General features: G+C 62.8%; 17 protein-coding genes. 6 read left to right on the top strand and 11 right to left on the bottom strand.

What is annotated here, in order from left to right; all coding sequences use genetic code 11:
- Positions 1-266 precede the first annotated feature (266 nt).
- Positions 267-2,936, bottom strand: a complete 2,670-nt coding sequence (locus tag JAO85_RS01395) for a LuxR C-terminal-related transcriptional regulator (RefSeq protein WP_370552186.1) — start codon at positions 2,934-2,936, stop codon at positions 267-269.
- 668 nt (positions 2,937-3,604) lie between these two features.
- Here JAO85_RS01395 and JAO85_RS01390 point away from each other — a divergent pair.
- The 3 genes from JAO85_RS01390 (at position 3,605) to JAO85_RS01380 (ending at position 6,509) form a co-directional block, all read left to right on the top strand.
- A complete protein-coding gene (locus tag JAO85_RS01390; RefSeq protein ID WP_039048533.1) occupies positions 3,605-4,630 on the top strand; it encodes a tripartite tricarboxylate transporter substrate binding protein BugE in 1,026 nt (341 codons plus the stop codon).
- Positions 4,631-4,720: 90 nt separating this feature from the next.
- Entirely contained in the window at positions 4,721-6,148 is a 1,428-nt protein-coding gene (locus JAO85_RS01385) for a M20 family metallopeptidase (protein WP_039048532.1), read from the top strand.
- Between the two features lie 217 nt (positions 6,149-6,365).
- A complete protein-coding gene (locus tag JAO85_RS01380) occupies positions 6,366-6,509 on the top strand; it encodes a DUF3149 domain-containing protein (protein ID WP_012837967.1) in 144 nt (47 codons plus the stop codon).
- A 125-nt stretch (positions 6,510-6,634) separates the two neighbouring features.
- Here JAO85_RS01380 and JAO85_RS01375 read toward each other — a convergent pair whose 3' ends face one another.
- Positions 6,635-6,856: a SlyX family protein gene (locus tag JAO85_RS01375; RefSeq protein ID WP_003063015.1), complete on the bottom strand. Its 222-nt coding sequence runs from the start codon at positions 6,854-6,856 to the stop codon at positions 6,635-6,637.
- Entirely contained in the window at positions 6,853-8,049 is a 1,197-nt protein-coding gene (locus JAO85_RS01370; RefSeq protein ID WP_039048530.1) for a PLP-dependent aminotransferase family protein, read from the bottom strand. The genes JAO85_RS01375 and JAO85_RS01370 overlap by 4 nt, the downstream gene beginning before the upstream one ends.
- A 299-nt stretch (positions 8,050-8,348) precedes the next feature.
- Here JAO85_RS01370 and JAO85_RS01365 point away from each other — a divergent pair, with 299 nt between their 5' ends.
- The 3 genes from JAO85_RS01365 to nth all read left to right on the top strand — a co-directional run bounded on the left by JAO85_RS01365 (position 8,349) and on the right by nth (position 12,464).
- On the top strand, positions 8,349-9,878 hold the full coding sequence (locus JAO85_RS01365) for a collagen-like triple helix repeat-containing protein (RefSeq protein ID WP_039048529.1): 1,530 nt from the start codon (positions 8,349-8,351) through the stop codon (positions 9,876-9,878).
- A 132-nt stretch (positions 9,879-10,010) separates the two neighbouring features.
- On the top strand, positions 10,011-11,720 hold the full coding sequence (locus JAO85_RS01360) for a ShlB/FhaC/HecB family hemolysin secretion/activation protein (protein WP_202787273.1): 1,710 nt from the start codon (positions 10,011-10,013) through the stop codon (positions 11,718-11,720).
- Between the two features lie 87 nt (positions 11,721-11,807).
- Positions 11,808-12,464 carry an endonuclease III gene (gene nth / locus JAO85_RS01355; RefSeq protein WP_012837964.1) on the top strand — a complete coding sequence of 219 codons (657 nt, stop codon included), beginning with the start codon at positions 11,808-11,810 and terminating at the stop codon, positions 12,462-12,464.
- A 55-nt stretch (positions 12,465-12,519) separates the two neighbouring features.
- On the opposite strand, the gene cobT is transcribed toward nth, so the two are convergent.
- From cobT to bluB, 8 genes are all read right to left on the bottom strand, one after another.
- Positions 12,520-13,632 carry a nicotinate-nucleotide--dimethylbenzimidazole phosphoribosyltransferase gene (cobT, locus tag JAO85_RS01350; RefSeq protein ID WP_039048527.1) on the bottom strand — a complete coding sequence of 371 codons (1,113 nt, stop codon included), beginning with the start codon at positions 13,630-13,632 and terminating at the stop codon, positions 12,520-12,522.
- 183 nt (positions 13,633-13,815) lie between these two features.
- Positions 13,816-14,244, bottom strand: a complete 429-nt coding sequence (locus JAO85_RS01345; RefSeq protein ID WP_012837962.1) for a hypothetical protein — start codon at positions 14,242-14,244, stop codon at positions 13,816-13,818.
- 105 nt (positions 14,245-14,349) lie between these two features.
- Complete coding sequence (locus tag JAO85_RS01340; RefSeq protein ID WP_202787272.1) at positions 14,350-15,816, bottom strand: cobyric acid synthase; 1,467 nt, start codon at positions 15,814-15,816, stop codon at positions 14,350-14,352.
- 3 nt (positions 15,817-15,819) lie between these two features.
- A complete protein-coding gene (locus JAO85_RS01335) occupies positions 15,820-16,221 on the bottom strand; it encodes a DUF3037 domain-containing protein (protein ID WP_012837960.1) in 402 nt (133 codons plus the stop codon).
- Positions 16,208-16,993, bottom strand: a complete 786-nt coding sequence (locus JAO85_RS01330; protein ID WP_338025565.1) for a HipA family kinase — start codon at positions 16,991-16,993, stop codon at positions 16,208-16,210. Before JAO85_RS01330 ends, JAO85_RS01335 begins: the two co-directional genes overlap by 14 nt.
- Positions 16,994-17,058: 65 nt before the next feature.
- The gene (locus JAO85_RS01325; protein WP_202787270.1) at positions 17,059-18,066 is read right to left on the bottom strand and encodes an aminotransferase class I/II-fold pyridoxal phosphate-dependent enzyme; all 1,008 of its coding nucleotides are present in this window, start codon (positions 18,064-18,066) and stop codon (positions 17,059-17,061) included.
- The gene (cbiB, locus tag JAO85_RS01320) at positions 18,059-19,141 is read right to left on the bottom strand and encodes an adenosylcobinamide-phosphate synthase CbiB (RefSeq protein ID WP_202787269.1); all 1,083 of its coding nucleotides are present in this window, start codon (positions 19,139-19,141) and stop codon (positions 18,059-18,061) included. Before cbiB ends, JAO85_RS01325 begins: the two co-directional genes overlap by 8 nt.
- Positions 19,138-19,890 (bottom strand): 5,6-dimethylbenzimidazole synthase, encoded by a 753-nt coding sequence (gene bluB / locus JAO85_RS01315; RefSeq protein WP_003063039.1) that lies wholly within the window; start codon positions 19,888-19,890, stop codon positions 19,138-19,140. The genes cbiB and bluB overlap by 4 nt, the downstream gene beginning before the upstream one ends.
- Between the last annotated feature and the right edge of the window lie 7 nt (positions 19,891-19,897).

Here is a 19,897-nt window from a genome sequence, read left to right as displayed (position 1 = left end):
CAGGCAAAGCTGCGCCCCGGCCGTCCGCAGACGGCGTCGTGGTGTTGACGTTGGAAAAAGGGCGCTTAGCTGCGCACAAGACGGTGGAGCGCTACAGCGCCAGTGCTGGGGCTGTAGATGGGATCAGGTGCGCAATCCGCCTGGCGATGTGGCATGAACATGGCTTGTCTCCTGTCTTTGCTATTTTTAGCCATCATGCGGCCAGCCACCCCAGCCCGCCCCCACCCGATGCGGGTGGCTCGGGTTTCCCCCTGCCATGTTGGCGATCAGCCCTGCACCAAGCCCAGGTCGCGTGCCCGTGCGACGGCATCATCGCGGCCCACCACCTTGAGCTTGCCGTAGACATTGCGCAGATGCCATTTGACGGTCTCGGGCGAGATGCCCAGCACCTGGGCAATGCGCTTGTTCGACATGCTGAGCGCGAGGGCCCGCAAGATCTCCAGCTCCCGCTCGGACAGGGGTTCGCTGAGCCCCGCATCCACCGGCTGCTGCACGCTGCGGTAGCGGCGTGCATGTTGCTGCAGCTGCTCCACATAAAAGGCCAGCAAGGGATCGGAGGCCCCAAAGGCCTGGGCGCAGGTCTCGGCCAGCCCCAGCGCGGGCTCGCCCAGGTCGAGCAGGCTGCGCACCAGGCCCAGTTGCTGGCCTTGCAGCAAGGCATCGCGCATCACCTCCAGCGACTGCTCCTGCCGGCCCAGGCGGCTCAGCAGCAGCGCCCGCAGCACCAAGGTGGCACAGCGGTCGCGGCGCTGCAAAAGCGCGCTGTCGTCCTTGCCGCGCTCGCCCAGCGCCTCCAGCGCGGCCCGGTCATCCAGGTTGACCTCATGGAATAGCGCCTGCGTGTAGCGGGCCATGCCGGTGATGCGCAGGCTCACGGGGCTGCGGGCATCGGCATGGCGCTGGGCCAGCAGCTCGAGCTGGCGCAGCATCTGCCGCGCGCCCTCCATATCGCGCATCTGCAGCAGGCAGCGCACGCGCTCGCCCATCGCAAAGGCCAGCAGGCGGTCGAGTGAGCGGCGCTGGGCGATTTCCTCAATACGTGCCAGTCCCTCGATCGCTTCGAGCGGGTTGCCCTCCAACCGGCTCAGGCGTGCGCAGACCAGGGCTACGGTCACCAGCGCATCGGGCAGTACGACGCGTTCGGTGGTGTCCAGCCGACCGTCCAGCAGTTGGCGCAGCTCGTCAAGCTCATTGGTTTCATACAGCACGGCAGCCAGGTAGGCGGCGGCGTTGCAGGCCATTTCACTGTGGCGGCCCAGTGCCTTCTCCGCATGGGCCAGCGCCTCGCGCAGCACCGCCTCGGCATGGCGCACATCGCCGGCATACAGCCAGGACAGGCCACGCAAGGCCTCGGTCATCAAATGCCCAAAGGCCGAATCGAGCAGCGGCGTGCCGTCTTCGCGCAGCGGCGGCGAGCCGCGCAGCACCTCGCGGGCCTTGTCGTATTCGGCGCAATGCCCGTACATCCAGCCCAGCAGATTGCGCTTGCCGCCCACCAGCACGGCATCATCGCCCTGCTGGATGGACATCAGCTCAGGCAGCAAGGCCTGCGCAGTGCCCAGGTCATCCCCTTGCAAAGCCAGCGAAAAGGCCAACAGCACACAGTGCGCACGGCCTTCATGGTCACGCTCGCCCAACTGCGCACGCAGGGCATTGAGCGTCTCGTGGCAGGCAGCGAGCTTGTAGTAGCACAGCTGGGTCCAGCCCAGCCAGAGCAGCAATTGCGGCCTGGCGTTGACGATGGCGCGCGGCAGCTCGGACACCGCACGCACCAGTTGCTGCAACTCGCCATTCAAAAACAGCTCCCGCGCCCAGCGCTCCACCCAGTGAACAGCCTGCTCCATGTCGCCCGCCTCGACCGCATGGTGCACGGCATCGCGCAGATGGCGACGCGCGCCCAGCCACTGCGCCAGTGCGGCGTGGGTGCTCTGGCGCTCATCATGAGGCAACGATTGGAAACGGGTAAGCAGCAGCTCACGGAACAAGGGGTGGAAGCGGTACCAGCCCTGGCTGGCGGCATCCTGCAGGGGCAGCACAAACAGGTTCTCGCGCTGCAGGCGCTCCAGCAAGGCGGGCCCGACGGCCTCGCCGGCAATGGTGATCGCCAGCGCCTGGTTGAAGCTGCGCGCCGCGGCCAGCCGCGTCATCGCGTCGATCTCATCCCTGTCGACCCGGCACAGCACCTCGCGGTTGAAGTAGGCGCCAAAGTCCTGCGCGTTCTGCACCGGCGATGCGGGTGTGCGCGGCTGTAGCGCCAATAGCTGCAGGCCTGCAGCCCAGCCATCGGTGACCTCCAGCAGCTGGCGCGCCACCGCCGGGCTGGGCGCGCGCGGCTGGCGTGCCTGTACGAACTGCTGCACCTCTTCCAAGGTAAAGCGCAACTCGGCGGGCCCGATTTCTTCGAGCAGGCCCTGGTCGCGCAAGCGCGCCAACTGCAACTGCGGCATGCTGCGCGAGACGATCACCAGCCGCAATGCCGGCGGCGCAAAATCCAGCAAGGTCTGCAATGCCGCAGCGGCGCGCATGTCGCCCATATTCTGCCAGTCGTCGATCACCACCAGCAAAGGCCGGCCGCGCGCCAGAAAAGCACGCAACAAGGCGATGACAATGGCATCCGCGCGCGCCTCGCCCCCCCGGTTGAACAGCAGCCGCGCCTCGCGTGCGATGTCGCGGTCAACGCGGTCGAGCGAATCGAACAGCGCGGCCATCAGCGCATACCCGTCGTCGCCGGGCTGCACCGTCACCCAAGCCGCATCATGGCCAAAAGTCAGCGCCTGCGCCCGCCACTGCAGGGCCAGCGAAGTTTTGCCGCTGCCCGCCGGGCCGTGGATCAAGAGGCAGGTTTTGCTTCGGGCCTCAGACAAGCGCGCCAGAAGGTGTTTGCGCTCGATGCGCCTAGGCTCCAATCGGGGCAGTGTGGGATTTGTCTCGTTCACTGTTTTTATCGTTGCCCGGTATGTCTACCTCATGATGGTGTCACGACTCCCACAACCGCTCAATCACGGTCACATTCGCTGTGCCATCCTGATCTCCGACTGTGACGGCCACTCTGCTGTCGCAGAGCAGGGAGCAACGCGGCCATCAGACTTGCACCCGTGCCGACCAGCGAATGCCCTAGCGCAATGTCGCCGCATGTGGCAATCATGCCGAATGCCCTAAAGGCGGCTTGTTACAGGTGTCGGGGTGAGGGGCCAGAGCCGCTGTCGGCTGTTTGCGCAGACCGACAACTGCAAATATACAAGCGGCTCTAAAGACGCACATCAACGTTCTCCTGAGAGCTCAAATTCCTATCTAAGCCTTCCCTTCAATGGTTACGGAGCCACTTCTGTAATGAAGATCTCACTCTTACGTCCCCACGACAAACTATGTTGCGAAAAAACATCGACGAACTTTGCTAGATACGACGAACTTTAATGAGGAAAACACAACATCACTCTCCATAGAGAGGCGCACCCAAGGTATCGGCAAAGCTTATAGCTAGCAGCAAATAACATGTACTGCCCAGGCTCCGGAATTTCTATATTTCATTCCCATGACGGCAGAAGTTCGTGAACAGCACTGATGGTGCAGGCACGCATCGGCCGATATCTTTCAGGAGCCCTCCATGCCCATCTCTTCACGCACTCGCGGCTGCACAAATGGCCTCAATCGCAGCGTCGGCCTGCTCTCGCTGGCGATTGCCAGCTCCTTGTGGATCCTGGCCGCGCCGCAGGCGCTGGCTGCTGACGCCTATCCAAGCAAGCCTGTCAAGCTCATCGTGCCTTTTGCCGCCGGCGGCTCCACCGACATCGTGGCCCGCGTGATTGCCGAAGGCATGCGCACCACGCTGGGGCAACCGGTGATCGTGGACAACAAGGGCGGCGCAGGAGGACTGATCGGCAGCGAGGCCATCGCCCAGGCAGCTCCAGACGGCTACAGCATTGGCATGGCTACCGTGAGCACAGCCACCATCAACCCCCTGCTCTACAAACGCGCCAGCAAGATTGAAGGCAAGCTGCTGCCGGTTGCCAATCTGGTGACCATGCCTTCGGTCTATATGGCCCACCCCAAGATGGGCGTGAACAACTTCAAGGACTTTCTCGCCAAGGTCAAGGCCCAGCCCGGCACCTACAGTGCTGGAGTGCCGGGCCTGGGAACGCTGGGACATCTGATGGTTGCCTCGTTCAACGAAACCATGAAGACCCAGATCCAGATCGTGCCCTATCGCGGCAACGGCCCTGCACTCAATGACGCCTTGGCCGGCATGGTTCAGATCATGACCGACCAGTTGCCCTCGGCAATGCCACAGATCAAGGGCGGCAAGCTGCTGCCTGTGGTGGTGGCCTCACATGGCCGCTCACCCGACCTGCCTAATGTGCCGACCTTCAAGGAACTGGGCTACGACGAACTCAACGAACTGGGCATCAGCTGGTTCGGTCTGGTCATCCCCAGCAACACACCGGCCCCCATCGTGAAGCAGTTGCAGGATGCGGCTGTCAAGGCAGTCCACCTGCCCGAGGTGCAAAAGCATCTGAAGAATCTGGGCGCGACGGCGACCGAGGCAGCGCCCTCCCAGTTCCCGGCCCAGATCGCCGCCGAACTCAAGCGCAACAAGGCCCTGCTCGACAAGGCCGGCGTCAAGCCCGAATAAGAGCCCGCCCTGCAGCCGGCACTCGCTGCAGCCGGCAGGTTGCCTCTTCATGCCCTATCTTCTTCACCACAGCTCAAGGACCCTTTTGCCATGCAAGCGATGAGCGCCCTGCAGGATTTTTTTCAACGCGAGACACCGCGCATGACGGCATTGGCCGACCAGATCTGGTCTCTGGCCGAGCTGCGCTATGCCGAGAACGCTTCGGCCCAGCTGCACATCGATGCGCTGCAGCAGGCTGACTTTCGCATCACCCGCGATGTAGCAGGCATTCCCACCGCCTTCATGGCCGAATGGGGCGATGCAGGCCCGGTCATTGCCTTGCTCGGTGAATACGACGCCCTGTCAGGCCTGAACCAGCAAAGCGGTGCTCTGGTTTGCACCCCGTCCACCGACAGCCCCGGTCTGGCCGGCCACGGCTGCGGCCACCATCTACTGGGAACTTCTGCGCACTTTGCCGCTATTGCGCTGCAGCAGCACCTGAAAAGCACCGGCACGAGCGGGCGTGTGCGCTATTACGGCTGTCCAGCCGAGGAAGGCGGCTCCGGCAAGACCTTCATGGCCCGCGCCGGCGTGTTCGATGATGTGGATGCAGCACTGACCTGGCACCCAGCCAGCTACACCGGTCTGTTCAGCCAAAGCACGCTGGCCAATATTCAGGCAAAGTTTGTCTTCCATGGCAAGGCATCGCATGCCGCGCACTCGCCCCACCTGGGCCGCAGCGCCTTGGATGCAGTGGAGCTGATGAACGTGGGGGTGAACTATTTGCGCGAGCACATGCCCTCGGACGCCCGCGTGCACTACGCCGTCACCGATAGCGGTGGTCTGTCGCCCAATGTCGTGCAGGCGCGCGCCGAAGTGCTGTATCTGGTGCGGGCAGCACGCAACCACGAAGCCGCCGAACTCTATGAGCGCGTTCAGAACGTGGCGCGTGGCGCCGCACTGATGACGGACTGCAAGCTCGAAATCATCTTCGACAAGGCCTGTTCCAATCTGCTGCAAAACAGCACGCTGAACAGCGTGATGCATGCGCAGATGCAGGCACTGGGACAGTTGCAAGCCGATGCACAGGCACATGCTGTTGCCGGCCGGTTCCAGGCCACGCTGGACAAAAACGATGTCGATGCCGTCAGCCGCCCTTTGGCCAGCGTGCTGCGCGGCAAGGTGCCGGCCATTTTTGAAGGTCTGACGCCCTACGACCCGAACGCCAAAGACATTATGTTCGGCTCCACCGACGTGGCCGATGTGAGCTGGATCACGCCTACGGTTCAGGCCTGGGTGGCCTGCTATGCTTTCGGCACGCCGCTGCACTCCTGGCAGATGGTGTCGCAAGGGCAGTCCGGCCTGGCTCACACCGGCATGGTGCACGCCGCAAAAATTCTGACAGCCACCGCCATGGAGCTGTTCGCCCAGCCCGAGTTGCTGGAACGCGCCAAGGAAGAACTACTGCAACGCCGCGAGGGCAAGCCCTATGTCTGCCCCATTCCTGCAGAGGTAGCTCTGCCCTTTTTGCGAAAGTAAGTTGGCAACGCCTCCCTCCTCTGAAAGGAATTTCGGCAACCTCAAAGCAAAAGCCCCTGAAAGCGCCCGCCAGGATTGAGGATTCGCCATGCGCGCCATGCTTGCTCTGCCTCAAAGCGGCTGCGGTCAAAGCTTGATGCAGCACAAGCCCCCGGCCAGGCCGAGCGGCCATAGTGAGACATGCCGCAAGACTGCGGAAACTCAACAGGGAGGCACCATGAAGCTGATGATCGATCTCTTTTCAACCGACTACGGACTGATGAGCCTGGCCGTGATTTTGCTGATCATCGTCATGGCCGCTTTCTTTACCCGCCTCTTTCTTGGCAAGATGAAGAACGTTGCCAGCACCCCATTGGAGTAAATCCAGACTTCATAGCACGCTGCGCATGTACTGCCTTGGGTTGCTGGCGATATGGTGCGGTTCGAGTGCAAAAAAGGCCGGAGCTTTCACTCCGGCCTTTTTCTTGACCGCATCGCCCAGCGTGCTCAGTAATGCGGCGGCAACTCGTCGCGCAGATTGCGCACCATCGCGCCCCCGCCTTCTGGCGCTTGGCGCTTGAGTTCCCTCACCTCGTTGATCAACAGATCGATCTGCTGCTGCTGGCGGTAGATCGTCATATTGAGTTGCTCGAGCAAATCCTCGGTGTAGCTGGCCTTGATCTCCAGCTCCATGATTCGCTCTTGCAAGGCTTCGTGACTGTCGCTCATGACTTCAGCGCCTTGGCAAGACGAGCAATGCCTGCGCGAATCTTGTCCTCGTCAGCCGTGGCAAACGAGAGGCGGAAGGTCGCCGTATCGGGGTTCTGTGCATAGAACGGAGCGCCCGGTACAAAGGCCACGCCCTCTTCAATGGCCTTCTTGGCCAACACGGCCGCATCCGCCAATTGGCCACGCGCGCCCGTCAGGCGCACCCACATGAACAGGCCGCCGGCAGGCTGCACGAACTCGACGGCATCGCTCAGTTGCTCGCGCAGCGCATCGCCCATGGTCTCGGCACGCTTGGCATAGACCTCGCGCACATGGGCCAGGGTCTTGGGCATCGCGCCGGACTTCAGATACTGGGCTGCAGTGGCCTGGGCAAAGGTGCTGGTATGGGCATCGCTGAACTGCTTGCACATCACGGCGCGAGCAAGCAATTCGGGATGTGCAATCAGCCAGCCGATACGCAGACCGGGGCTGAGCACCTTGGACAACGAACCGCAGTGAGCCAGCCACTCTCGGCTGCCAGGAACTTCGCGCGTCAGCGACAGCAGGCTGGCAGGAGGCGCTTCATTGAAGTACAGATCGCCGTAGGGGTCGTCTTCCACCACCAGAGTCTGGTACTTGACGGCCAGCTCCAGCACCTTTTTGCGGCGTTCCAGGCTCAGCATGGCACCACTGGGATTGCCGAAGGTCGGGATCAGATAGACCAGCTTGGGCTTGTGCTCGGCAATCAGCTTTTCCAGTTCGTCGGTCTTCACGCCATGCTCGTCCACAGGGGCGGAGATCACCTCTGCGCCATAGAGGCGGAAACACTGAATCGTGGCCAGGAAAGTGGGGCCTTCGACGATGACCTTGTCACCCTCTCCCACCATGGTCTTGCCCAGCAAGTCCAGTGCCTGCTGGCTGCCGGTGGTGACGATGAGTTGATCGGGCGCCACATCGGGCACGCCCTTGCCAGCCATAAAGGACGACAGTTGCTCGCGCAGCGGCTGGTAACCCTCTGTCGCACCGTACTGCAATGCGGCTCCCGCCTCCTGCTGCAGGGCTGCCGCGGAGGCAGCGCTGATGCCCGCTACGTCAAACATGGCGCTGTCCGGAAAGCCGCCCGCAAAGCTGATGATGCCTGGCTTGCCCAGCAGCTTGAAGAGTTCGCGGATCGCAGAGGTTTCTACGTTATCGAGTCGTTTGGCAAATTGCATACGTTTTCTTGGTTAAAGCGCTACGGGAATCTCATCGCTGCTTGAGCGGCAGATGCCCATTGTGGCGTGCGAATCGCCCCAGAGACAGGAAGTGGCTTTTATGTAGGCGCTATTCCATGCTGCAAGTAATCAAACTCCTACCAAACCCCTAAAGTTGATAGCAATTGTTAATTGCGCATAACTTCGTGTCTCAAACTTTGAATTGGACAGCGCCAAGGCTCTGACAAGAACATACGCCTACCGATCAACGGACCGCGTATTTGACGGATTTTTTCACTTGTTTTTGGGATGGAGGATTTATGCGTACTACTACTTTTACCGGCAAGGCACTGTCTGTTGCCATTGACGGCAAGACCCCGTTGAGCCTACGCAGCCTGTGTGCCGTAGCCTTGGTTGCCAGTCTGGCTGCCTGTGGCTCCAGTGGCTCTCTGCGCAGCGACCTCGGACCCGACGGCACCGGAGGTGGAGATGTTGTTGCCGGAGGCGGCACTGGTGGGGGCACCGGCGGTGGCACTGGTGGCGGTACCGGAGGTGGAACTGGCGGTGGAACAGGTGGAGGCACAGGCGGCGGTACTGGTGGTGGCAACACCGGTGGCGGTGATGGCGGCACGGGCAACCCGCCTGTGGCAAGCACTCCGCTCACGCCGGTGCGCGACACCGTGGCGGATGTCACTGGAACGCTCTCTGGAACAAGCGGCGTCATCAGCGACGTCAACAACATCGTGACCTCCACTCTGGGCACGGCCACCAACGGCACTCCTCTGAGCGGTGTGGCCCAGCCGGCCGGCGGCATTCTTGGCAATGTGAACAATGCCGTCAACAGCGTGGGTAGCGGCGTCAGCGCAGGCCTGGGCCAGATCGGCAAGACGGCCGACCCCATAGGCACCACCTTGCAAGGCGTGGCTCCTGCTGTCGGCTATCTGGGCGCTGCGGTCACTTCGGCAGGCAAGACGGTCAGTGCGCTAGACACTCCTCAGCTTGGCGTGGTCGGCGATGTGGCGGGCCTGGCGGGCGGCACGGTGCAAATCCTGGGCACCACCGTTTCCGGCGTCGAGGGCACGGTGGCAAAGCTGACCGGCAACCCGCTGGTCTCGGGTCTTACGACTCAGGTCAGCCAGGTCGCCACACCGGTATTGAGCACCGTGCTCGGTACCACCCAGAATCTGGTTCAGACCACTGGCCTCGGCCAGCCGGTTAACAGCTTGCTGGGTACCGTGGGCGGAGTCGTCAATCATGTGGGAGCTTCCGTCACCAGCACCGGAGTTCCCGTTGTTGCTCCGCTGGGCGGTGTGGTCTCGGGCGTCGGCCAGACCGTGGCCGGCCTGGGCGGCGTGGTGACTGGCCCAGGCACACCTAGCGGCGGCCTGCTCGGTGGCGTGCTCGGCAATGTCACGGGCGGCGCAGGCGGCTCCGCTGGTGGAGCTGGCAATATTGTCGGCGGCGTGCTGGGCGGCGTCACGGGCCTGGTCGGTGGCGTGACCGGTGGAGCAAGCGGTGGCGGCAATGCCGGTAGCCCTGTCGCAGGAACAGGCAATCTGGTCGGAGGCGTGTTGGGCGGCGTGACAGGGCTGGTCGGCGGTGTCGCAGGATCGGCAGGCGGAGCAACAGGAGGCAGTGGCAATGCCGGCACCGCAGTCACGGGCCTGGTGGGCAATACCGTGGGTACGGTCACTGGCCTTGTGGGCGGTGTACTTGGCGGCGTGACCAATGTCGCTGCAGGCGCAGGAGCAGCAGGTGGTGCAAGCACCTCGGGCGGCCTGCTGGGTGGACTGCTGGGCGGCAATCTGGCGCTCGGCCTGGGCGGTGGAGCGGTAGCCACCAGCAAATAAGGCGAACGGCGGTGGTCTGTGCACCGCTTGAGCCTGGCCCGCCTGCAGGCGGGCTTTTTTACGACAGCCCCATACCCAGTTCTGGGGATGTAGGGAACAATGAGAGTCATAAAAATAGAACAGGAGGGACTTTTGCAGTCAAAAGCAAAACCACAGGGCCGCATCGGCCCCAGGATTCAGGCACTGGCACTTGCGGCCTGGGCTCCTCTGGCCTGGTCACAGCAGGGCGGCAATCCGCTCAACAGCCTGCCCCAAACGCCCGAATCGGCAAGGAATCTACAACAGCAGCCCAGGCAGGTTCCGGTGCAGATAGACAAGCCCCAGCCAAGTCTTCAGGATCTCATCAACCTCCGGGTCGCAGTACGTGGCGTCAATGTGCAGGGAAGCACGGCGATTCCTTTCGAGGAGGTCAGCGCGCTTTTCACGCCCTTCATCAACGGCACGCATACGGTGGGCGAGCTCAATGCCGCGACCCAGAAGGTCAGCGAACTGTATCAACGCCATGGCTACGCCCTGTCTTTTGCCTACCTTCCTCCGCAGGACTTTGCCAATGGCGCGGTGCAGGTCATCGTGGTCGAAGGCTATGTGCAGAGCTTGAATCTGGAGGGGAATTTCGGTCGCTCCGAGGACCAGATACGCGAAATTGCCCAGCCGCTGCTCAATGAGAGGCCTTTGACCACCAAAACCTTTCAGCACCAGACCCAGCTGATGGCACGCCTTCCAGGAGTGCAGATCACCGCGTCGGCCAATCTGCCGACCACCACCGATGGTGCAGTGCCCCTGGTCATCAAATCCAAGCACAAGCCCATTGCCGTCACCGTCGGGGGCGAGGCGCGCAAGCCCACGCCGCGCATCATTGCCTCCCTCACCCTGAACGACCCTTTGTGGTCAGGCAGCCAGCTTCAGGCTTCGGCGATGTTGCAAAACCCCGACAAGGAGCGTTTCGGCAGCATCGGTTTCACTCAGCAGCTAACGCCCGAGGGCACGCAGGCACGTGTCAGCTATTCCGACTACCGCAGCTTCAACCCGCCGGCAACGCGCATTCCCGGCATTGATGACCTGACACAGCAACGCAAGCTGGACTTCAATATCAGCCACCCATGGATCTTGAGCAATACCACCCAGCTCAGCACCACGGCGGGTCTGTATGCCATCAATTACAGCCGTGAACTGGCCGATAGCCAGGCCTCCCTGCTGCGCGAGGAAAAGGTTCGCACGCTCTATGCGCAAATGGCCTGGGCGTCCTTTGGCAAGACCACCACCCGTTCGGCGTCGGTCCTGCTGGCCCACGGCCTGGACAGCCTGGGGGCCTACGTGAATCTGGACCTCTACTATCGGCAGGGCTTGCTGCAAAAGCTTGAAAACCCTGCCAAGCTGGACTTCACGCGCATCACCGCCGACTATGCACAGCGCCATCGCTTCGCGAACAAGATGGGCGCCGCTTTTGCCGTGGGCGGGCAATACAGTGCCGACATTCTTCCCATCCCGGAGAAAATCTCCTTTGGCTCCACCCGCTTCGGCCGCGGCTATCAGGCTGGCGAGTTCTCGGGCGACTCCGGCATGGGTGCCAGTGCCGAACTCAACTACCAGTTCCTCATCAACCAGGCCTGGATCAAGTCGGCTGAGCCCTATCTGCTCTACGAATGGGCGCGCACGCATCAGCAGACCAGCGGTGTCAAAGGCAATACGCTGCGCTCTGCCAGCCTGGGGCTGCGCCTGTCCGACAGCCGCCACTACGCACTGGACCTTGCCATGAGCAAGCCGCTGGGCGATCGCTCTGTCAACAATCCCGATAGGGAACTGCGCTACAGCCTTGTATTGAGCTACAACCTGGATCCCTGACTCGCCGCTGTTCCGCCCGCCGAGCCGCTGTGTAACGCAGCGGCTTTTTCTTTGTTCCCCCCTGAACGACAAGCCACAATATCGCCCATGAAGAAAAACGATATAGCGCCGTTTTTTGCTGCGCTCAAGGCCGCCAACCCCACGCCACAAACCGAGCTGGAATACACCACGGTGTTCGAGTTACTGACCGCCGTGCTGCTGTCTGCCCAGGCCACCGACGTAGGGGTGAACAAGGCCACGCGCAAGCTTTTTCCTGTTGCTAACACTCCGCAGGCCATTCTGGATCTGGGGCTTGAGGGGCTGGAGAGCTACATCAAGACCATAGGCCTGTACCGCAGCAAGGCCAAGCATCTGATGGAGACCTGCCGCATGCTGGTTCAGCTGCACGGAGGCACAGTACCCAGAACCCGCGAAGAGCTGGAAGCCCTTCCCGGCGTAGGCCGCAAGACCGCCAATGTGGTGCTCAACGTGGCTTTCGGTCAGCCCACCATGGCCGTGGACACGCACATCTTCCGCGTCAGCAACCGAACGGGGCTGGCACCTGGCAAGAATCCGCTGGAAGTCGAAAAGCAGCTGCTCAAGCGCGTACCCGACGAATACGCGGTGGACTCCCATCACTGGCTGATCCTGCTGGGCCGCTATGTCTGCCAGGCGCGCAAGCCCCGCTGCTGGGAATGCGTGGCTTCAAAATACTGCGATTTCACGCCCAAAACCCCGGCACCTGCAGCTGGCAAAAAGAGCTGAAAACGCCTCAAACGAATATCCGCAAAGCGCTTGCAGCTATATTTTTTCAAGTTCCTCAGCTCTTGCCGCTGACGCCGGCCGATTCAAAACTGGCCATTTCGTTGAGCATGGTGCAGGCCGAGCACAGCAGCGGCCAGACCAGCGCCGCGCCAGAACCCTCGCCCAGGCGCAATTGCCAGTCCAGCATGGGCTGTGCCTGCAGCTGAGCCAACATACGGGCATGACCCGGCTCACCCGATCGGTGCGCATACACGCAGCGCTGCAGCACATGGGGCTGCAGGCGGCTGGCCACCAGCACGGCGGCCGTGGTGATAAAGCCATCCACCACGATCAGGCGGCGTTCTGCAGCGGCCTGCAGCACAGCTCCCGTCATGGTCGCAATCTCCAGTCCGCCCATAGCTGCCAGTACAGCCAGTGGCTCTTGCACGTCGGCGTGGAAATCCAGCACCCGCCCGAGCACGGCGATCTTGCGCGCCAGGCCTTCGCTGCTCAGGCCCGTGCCCACCCCGGTCACCTCCTCTATCGGCTCGCCGCACAGACGCGCCAGCAGCAATGATGCGCTGGATGTATTGCCTATGCCCATCTCGCCCAGCAACAGCGCATTGCCCGGCAGTTTCTTGACCAGTTCCCCGCCATTGCGAAGCGCCATCGCACATTGCGCTTCGCTCATGGCCGGACCCTGGCTGCAGTCCGCCGTGCCATAGGCCACCTTGCGCCGCCACAGGCGTGGCTCATGGGCCTTGGGAAGCTTGTGCGCAGGATCCTGCTCGCGCACCTCAAAGTCGCGGGCCACGCCGCAGTCCACGACATTCAGATCAATTCCGTTCTGCAGAGACAGCACGCTTACGGCCGCGCCGCCAGCGAGGAAGTTTTCCACCATCTGCCAAGTCACATCGACCGGATAGGCCGACACACCCTGAGCAGCCAGTCCATGATCCGCAGCGAACACCACCATCTGTGGTGCATACAGATTGGGAGTCTCGCAACCCACGATGCCGGCAATGCGCAAGGCCAGTTGTTCCAGCACGCCCAGCGATCCCTGGGGCTTGGTCTTGAAATCCAGGCGATGCTGGACGCAGGCTTGCAGCGCTGCGTCATGGATGTCCTGCACCTGCGGACAGGACCAGATGGTGGACGGTAGGAATTCGGAAAAAGAAGCGGAACTCATGCATGCAGTCATTCCCGGTGCATCAGGCCTGAGTGCCATCCACCACCGGGATGCGGAAGGCACGTTTTTGGGATCCTGCAAGTATCGCGCTTTCATCGGCACCGCAACGCCAAGTTCGCCGATTGCTCAGGAGCTGCATGAAAAAAGGCCCCTAAGGGCCTTGGCGGAAGACGCGGCAAAGCCTCAGCGAATGACTTCCTCAACCGTGATTTCGCGCAGGATGCCGCCATCCTTGACCGAGCCGCTGACAGCGCCGTCCTTGACACGCGCCATACAGGCCTGCTGGTCGATTTCGGTCTTGAACACACCGCAACGGGCGTAGGCATTGCGCTCGTACTGGCTGATGCCCTGGCCGTCGTCGAGCTTGCCCTTCTTGGCTTCGGCACTTGCCGCCATCGCCTCGCGTGAAGACGAATTGCTCTCGCGCATGGGACGCTGGCCCTTGTGATGATGGCGATGGTGGTGCTTTTTCATCGCGGGCTTGGCCGCATCCATCGCAGCTGCTTCAGCCGCCGGCTTGGCCGCATCCGTCTGTGCGCTGGCCATGCCTGCCAGCGACAAAACCGCCGCACCCAAAGCTAGTTGAAGAGTCTGAACCTTGAAAAAAGCCATACGCAACTCCATTCCAAAAAGTGAATAGCTCGGTCAGCTTGCACGCACTCTCAGGCAGGGCTTATCGGTTCAGCGGCTATGCACCCGTAGGAATAGCCCTACAAATCAAGCCGGTGCTTGGAGCGCGGTCGGCTCAAACCATTGCCCCACGCCCTGCGCCAGCCGCGCAAACACCTGCTCCAGGCTGGGTGCATCGTGGCCGAACAACGCATGAATTACCTCGGCGTTTTCAAACAGACCGTGCAGATAGGTACCGATGACAGCGCTGTTGCCTCCCTGCCATAGCATGCCGGGCAACAGCTCCTGAGCCGGTCGCACACTGGCCGTCTGCATGTCGGCGCGCAGTTGGGTCTGGCCGTGGTGGATCTCGTAGCCACGTGCCGGCACGCCACTCAGGGCATTCCATGGGGCTTGCAACGCAGGCAGTTGCAGGGTCGTGGGTTGCACAGTCTTGTCCTGCGCAAACAGGGTCGCCAGCGGCAGCAGACCCAGGCCTGCGGCATTGCCGTCCACTCCATGCAGATCAATCAGCGCCTCGCCCAACATCTGCAGACCGCCGCAAATACCCAGCACCCGCTTGCCGAGTCCGGCATGAGCGACGACGGCTGCATCCAGCCCCTGTGCTCGCATCCAGGCCAGGTCGGCAGCCGTGGCCTTGCTGCCCGGCAGAATGACCCAGTCCGCCTCGGCGAGTTGCGCGGGAGAGCGAGCCCAGATCACGCGCACGCCTGGCACTTGCAACAGGGGCTGAAATTCATCGAGATTGCTGATGCGCGGATAGGCGATGATGGCAATCGTGGTGTGAACGGCCCGCCCGGCTCCCGTACTGCCGCGATCATCGAACACGCCGTCCTCCTCGGGCAGACCATGCTGAAACTGCATGGGAATGCAAGCCACCGTGGACACACCCGTCTTCTCTTCCAGCATCTGGGGCGCCGGTGCCAGCAGTGCTGCATCACCCCGGAACTTGTTGAGCACAAAGCCCTTGATGAGCTTTTGCTCATCCTCAGGCAGCAGTGCCCAGGTGCCGTAGAGATGGGCAAAGGCTCCGCCTCGGTCTATGTCCGAGACCAGCAGGCAGTGTGCGTTGCAATGTTTGGCCACACGCATATTGACCACATCGCTGGCATGCAGATTGATTTCGGCCGGCGAGCCCGCGCCTTCGATCACCACCACATCGTTTTCGGCACGCAGCTCGTCCAGCGCCTGCGCGATCTGCGGCCAGACCTTGAGGCTGCGACCTCGCCAGGGCATGGCGCTCAGCTCCTCATTGACCTGTCCGAACAGCACGACCTGGCTGCGCGTGTCAGCCTCGGGCTTGAGCAGCAGCGGGTTCATCCGTACATCGGGAACCGCACCCGCGGCCAGCGCCTGCAGATACTGGGCCGTGCCGATCTCGCCCCAGCGGCCCTCGGGCGTGGCCACAACGCGCGCGTTGTTGCTCATGTTCTGCGCCTTGAACGGCGCAACCTTCAGGCCCTGGCTGCGGTAGTAGGCGCACAGCGCCGTGGCCACCCAGCTTTTGCCCGCGCCACTGCTGGTGCCCAGCACCATGATGCAACGTGCTGTCATGTCTTAAGTCTCGATTGGGATCGGCAGCACCACGCGCTGCAGGATTCTGGCCAGCGCCTCGCCGGGATGGGTGCACATGCCCATATGCGAGGGCGAGGTCTGGATGATGCTGCTGCGCTTGGCCGTGAGCCAGTGATAGCGTGCACGCATGGGCAGCTGCGCAATCGGCCCGCCATCGATCCTGCCTTCGCAGATGGCCACGATGGAGCCCAGGTGACGGTGCACGGCCTCCAGATCCACATTCGGATCCAACGCCAGCAGACGCTGTTCGTCAAGGGCCACGGCAGCCTGCAGATGACCGGTGCGCTGGCAGGAGAGGATCACACCCGCGTTCACAAATTCCTCACGCTCCACGCGCGGCACTACCCGCACGATGGCGTAGTCGTAGACCTCATGCGCGTGCATCGATCACTCCTTGCAACCAGCGGCCACGCTCGGCAAGCCGGGCCACGAAATAATTCACATAGGCCGCGCGATGGGCCTGCACATTCCTGAACACATCGCCCTCTTTGTCGGCAGCGGCCTGCTCCAGAAAGCAGTCGGGCACCTCGTCCACGATGCTCTTGAGCACTTCGGGCCCAAGCTTGGCGGCCAGCTGCGCATCCAGCTGCGCCAGCTGGCTGGCCTGCGGCAGCAGCACATGCTCGGCACTGGGCGCAAAAGGCTTGGCCGGATCGGCGACGACTCCGTTCCAGGCATGGTGAAAGGTCAGACTCGCGCCATGATCGATCAGCCAGGGCTGCTTCTGGTACATCAGCATATTGGTGTTGCGCGCCGTGCGGTCCACATTGCTGACCAGGGTGTCGAACCACACGAGGCGCGATGCAAAGTCGTCGTCCACCACGTCGACCGCCGGGTCAAAGTTGATGGAGCCCGGCAGATAGTCCAGCCCCACGTTCAGCCCGTCGCTGGCGCGAATCAGGTCCTGGATCTCGGGGTCGGACTCGGTGCGGGACAGGTCACCGTTCAAGTGCAGCAGCACGATTTCAGGCACCGGCAGGCCCAGCGCACGTGCCATGCCGCCCGAGATGATCTCGGCCATCAGCGCGCGCACGCCCTGCCCAGCGCCCCGGAACTTGAGCACATAGGTGCCCAGGTCGTCGGTCTCGACAATCGCCGGCATGGAGCCGCCTTCGCGCAGCGGCGTGACATAGCGCTCCACCAGCACCGAGCGCAGCTTCAAGGTTTCAGTGTCCATGGGAAATGGTAGCGCCTTGCGCCCATCAGGTCTGATCGGCAAGGTCATTGGATGCTTTTCCAGGCCTGTTCCAGCGCGGCCTGCGACACGGGCGGCAGCACGCCCAACCGCACATGGCCGCTCAGGCCAAAGCTTGCGCAGTCGCGCAGTTTGATGCCCTGGGCACGCAGGCCGGCAAGAGGCGCGGCAAGCTCTGCCAGCGGCAGACCTGCGACAAAGTAATTGGCCTGATGACCGGGAACGACCTGCCAGCCCAGCCTCTCGCACAGCGCCAGCTGCTGCGCCTTCCAGCGGCGCAAGGTCATGAGGCTGTGGGCCAGCCATTGCTGCACCTCGTCCGTCACCCAGGCCTGCAGCATGGCCACGCCATGCGAGCCCACCACCCAGGATGCCGCCAGCGCATTCAGCGCCTGCAGCTCTGCCGCTGCGGCCTGCATGGGCGCAATCGCATAGGCAGCGCGCACACCCGTCATGCCCAGGGCCTTGTTGGGCGTCCACAGCTGCCAGACGGCGTCGAGATTGCGCTCGGGTGGCTGGTCCTCCAGCCATAGCGGACGGTAGGCGCAGTCCAGCACGCGCCATTCCTTCTGCGCCGGCGGTTGCTGCCAGTCAGGCCAGATGTCTTCCATCGCCCCCAGCGGGCTTGAAGGCTCGCAGGCCCAGCTGAGCACCGGCGCCACGGCCGCTTCTGTGCGGCGGCACAGCGCCAGCCGCCACACCCGCGCAGCCTGCAGATAGTCGCCATAGTGATGCTGGGGAAACTGCACGCTTTTGGCACCGCTGCGCACAGCGTGCAGCGTGAGGCGATGAATCAGCTCGCTGCTGCTGCCGCCGATCAGGATGCGCTCTACCGCCACGCCATGAAAAGCCGACAGCTGCGCGCGCAATGCCCCGTATTGCGGATCGGGGTATTGCGCTATATGGGCGGCCTGCAACGCCTTCACGGCCATGGGACAAGGCCCGCAGGCATTGCGATTGGTCGAAAAATCATGCGCCGGAACGCCCTGCGCATCGGTACCGCCATGCATGGCTGCCGCATTCACATCAAACATTGGCAAGCAGCCTTCCTCTCCACAGAAACATCAAAATCATAGCAATCAATGCAAGCAGCACATGCAACCCGATCACTTTTGATGCCAATTTTACAGACAGCTTCAGATCAGCCGCCTGCGGTGCCCGCCCCTGAGGGTTGAGTCTATAGACGCCGGGCTTGGAAAGCTGAACCCCCAGTGCCTGCGCCATGGCCCCCATGGGCCAGCCGCCATTGGGCGATGGTGTCACGGCTGCATCGCGCCTCAAACCGGTCCAGGACAGGCCGCCGGCCAGCAGCGCCAGCCACATTACGGTGATGCGCGCCGGAATCCAGTTCAGCACATCGTCGGCGCGGGCCGCCCATTTGCCTGCCCATTGCCAGTGACGACGGCGCATGCCCTGGCCTCGCCAGCCGGGGTAGCCCCACATGGCATCGGCCGTATTGGCAAAACGATAGACGGCCGCCCCGGGCAAGCCGGCCACGGCAAACCAGAACAGCGGAGCGATCACGGAGTCGCTGAGGTTCTCGGCCAGGGTCTCGATGGCGCTTTCGCGCACGGTGGCTGCGTCCAGCTGTGTCGTGTCGCGGCTCACCAGCCAGCTCAGGCGCTCCCGCCCGGCGGGCAGCGATTGCTGCAGTGCGGCCTCCACGGCCAGCACCTCGTCCTTGAGCATGCGCCAGGACAGCAGCGGCTTGAGCAACACGCCCATCACCAGCCCCCAGAGCCACCAGGGTGCAAAACCCAGCATGAACTGGGCGAGGCCATAAACCATGAAAAACAGAGCTGCCAGCGCACACCAGACAATTGCTGCAAGGCAAAAACGCAGATAGTCGCGCTGCACTTCGGCACGCGGCGCAAGCGCCTGCCCCGACCAGCCCAGTAATTTGCCCATCAGCACCACGGGGTGCAGCCACACCGGCGGCTCGCCCCAAAGCCGGTCCAGCAGCAGGGCAACCAGCAAGGCCAGCAAGCCGGCTTGCACATTGGCAGCCCAGTTAGGCGCCGCCAGATCACTGGCGGTAAATGTCTGATAGAGCCATGCCAGCGGACTGAGAGAAAGACCGATCAGCTCAGTCCAGCCGAAACTCGTCATGTGTCTGTTTTGCTCTTCGCGGCGCACGGCCCGCTGCCCGGCTTGCCCTTGGTCGCCGCGGCCACCACACGCGAGTCGTCCCAGACATCGTCCATCAGCATGTCTTCCAGAGGCGCCCGGCAGGCCCATTTTTCCTGCTGCAACATGGGCTCGGCATAGTAGGCATCGACAGGGCCCAGGCAGAGCACGCCCAGCGGGTGAGCGCCTTCAGGCATCTGCAGCAATCTGGCCAGCGCCAGCGGGTCGAAAATCGAGACCCAGCCCATGCCCAGACCTTCGGCACGCACTGCCAGCCAGAGGTTCTGGATGGCACAAGCGCTGCTGGCGATGTCCATCTCGGGCAGGGTGCGGCGGCCGAAGATATGGGCCTCGCGTCCAGGCGGCATGGCGACAACCAGCACCTCGGCCGCATCGAGCACGCCCTGGACCTTGAGCTTCATGAAGTCTTCTTCACGTTCGCCCAGAGCATGGGCGGTGCGCACGCGCTCCTCCTCGATCAGGCCGTGGATCTGCAGGCGCAATTCGGCGCTCTTGACCCGAATAAAGCGCCAGGGCTGCATGAACCCCACGCTGGGCGCGTGATGCGCCGCACGCAACAGGCGCAGCAAGACCTCGTCGGGGACCTTACCGCCCGCAAAATGACGCATGTCGCGGCGCTCATAGATGGCGCGGTAGACGGCAGCCCGCTCGGCCTCGGTGAATGGCGTTGCGGCAATCGTCGCGAAAGAGCTGGTCTTGGATTCGGTCATGGAACTA

It is taken from the genome of Comamonas sp. NyZ500 (genome assembly GCF_016772095.1).
Lineage (GTDB): Bacteria > Pseudomonadota > Gammaproteobacteria > Burkholderiales > Burkholderiaceae_C > Comamonas > Comamonas thiooxydans.
The sequence above is the reverse complement of the archived record's forward strand: the minus strand, read 5'-3'. Positions and strand labels throughout refer to the sequence as shown.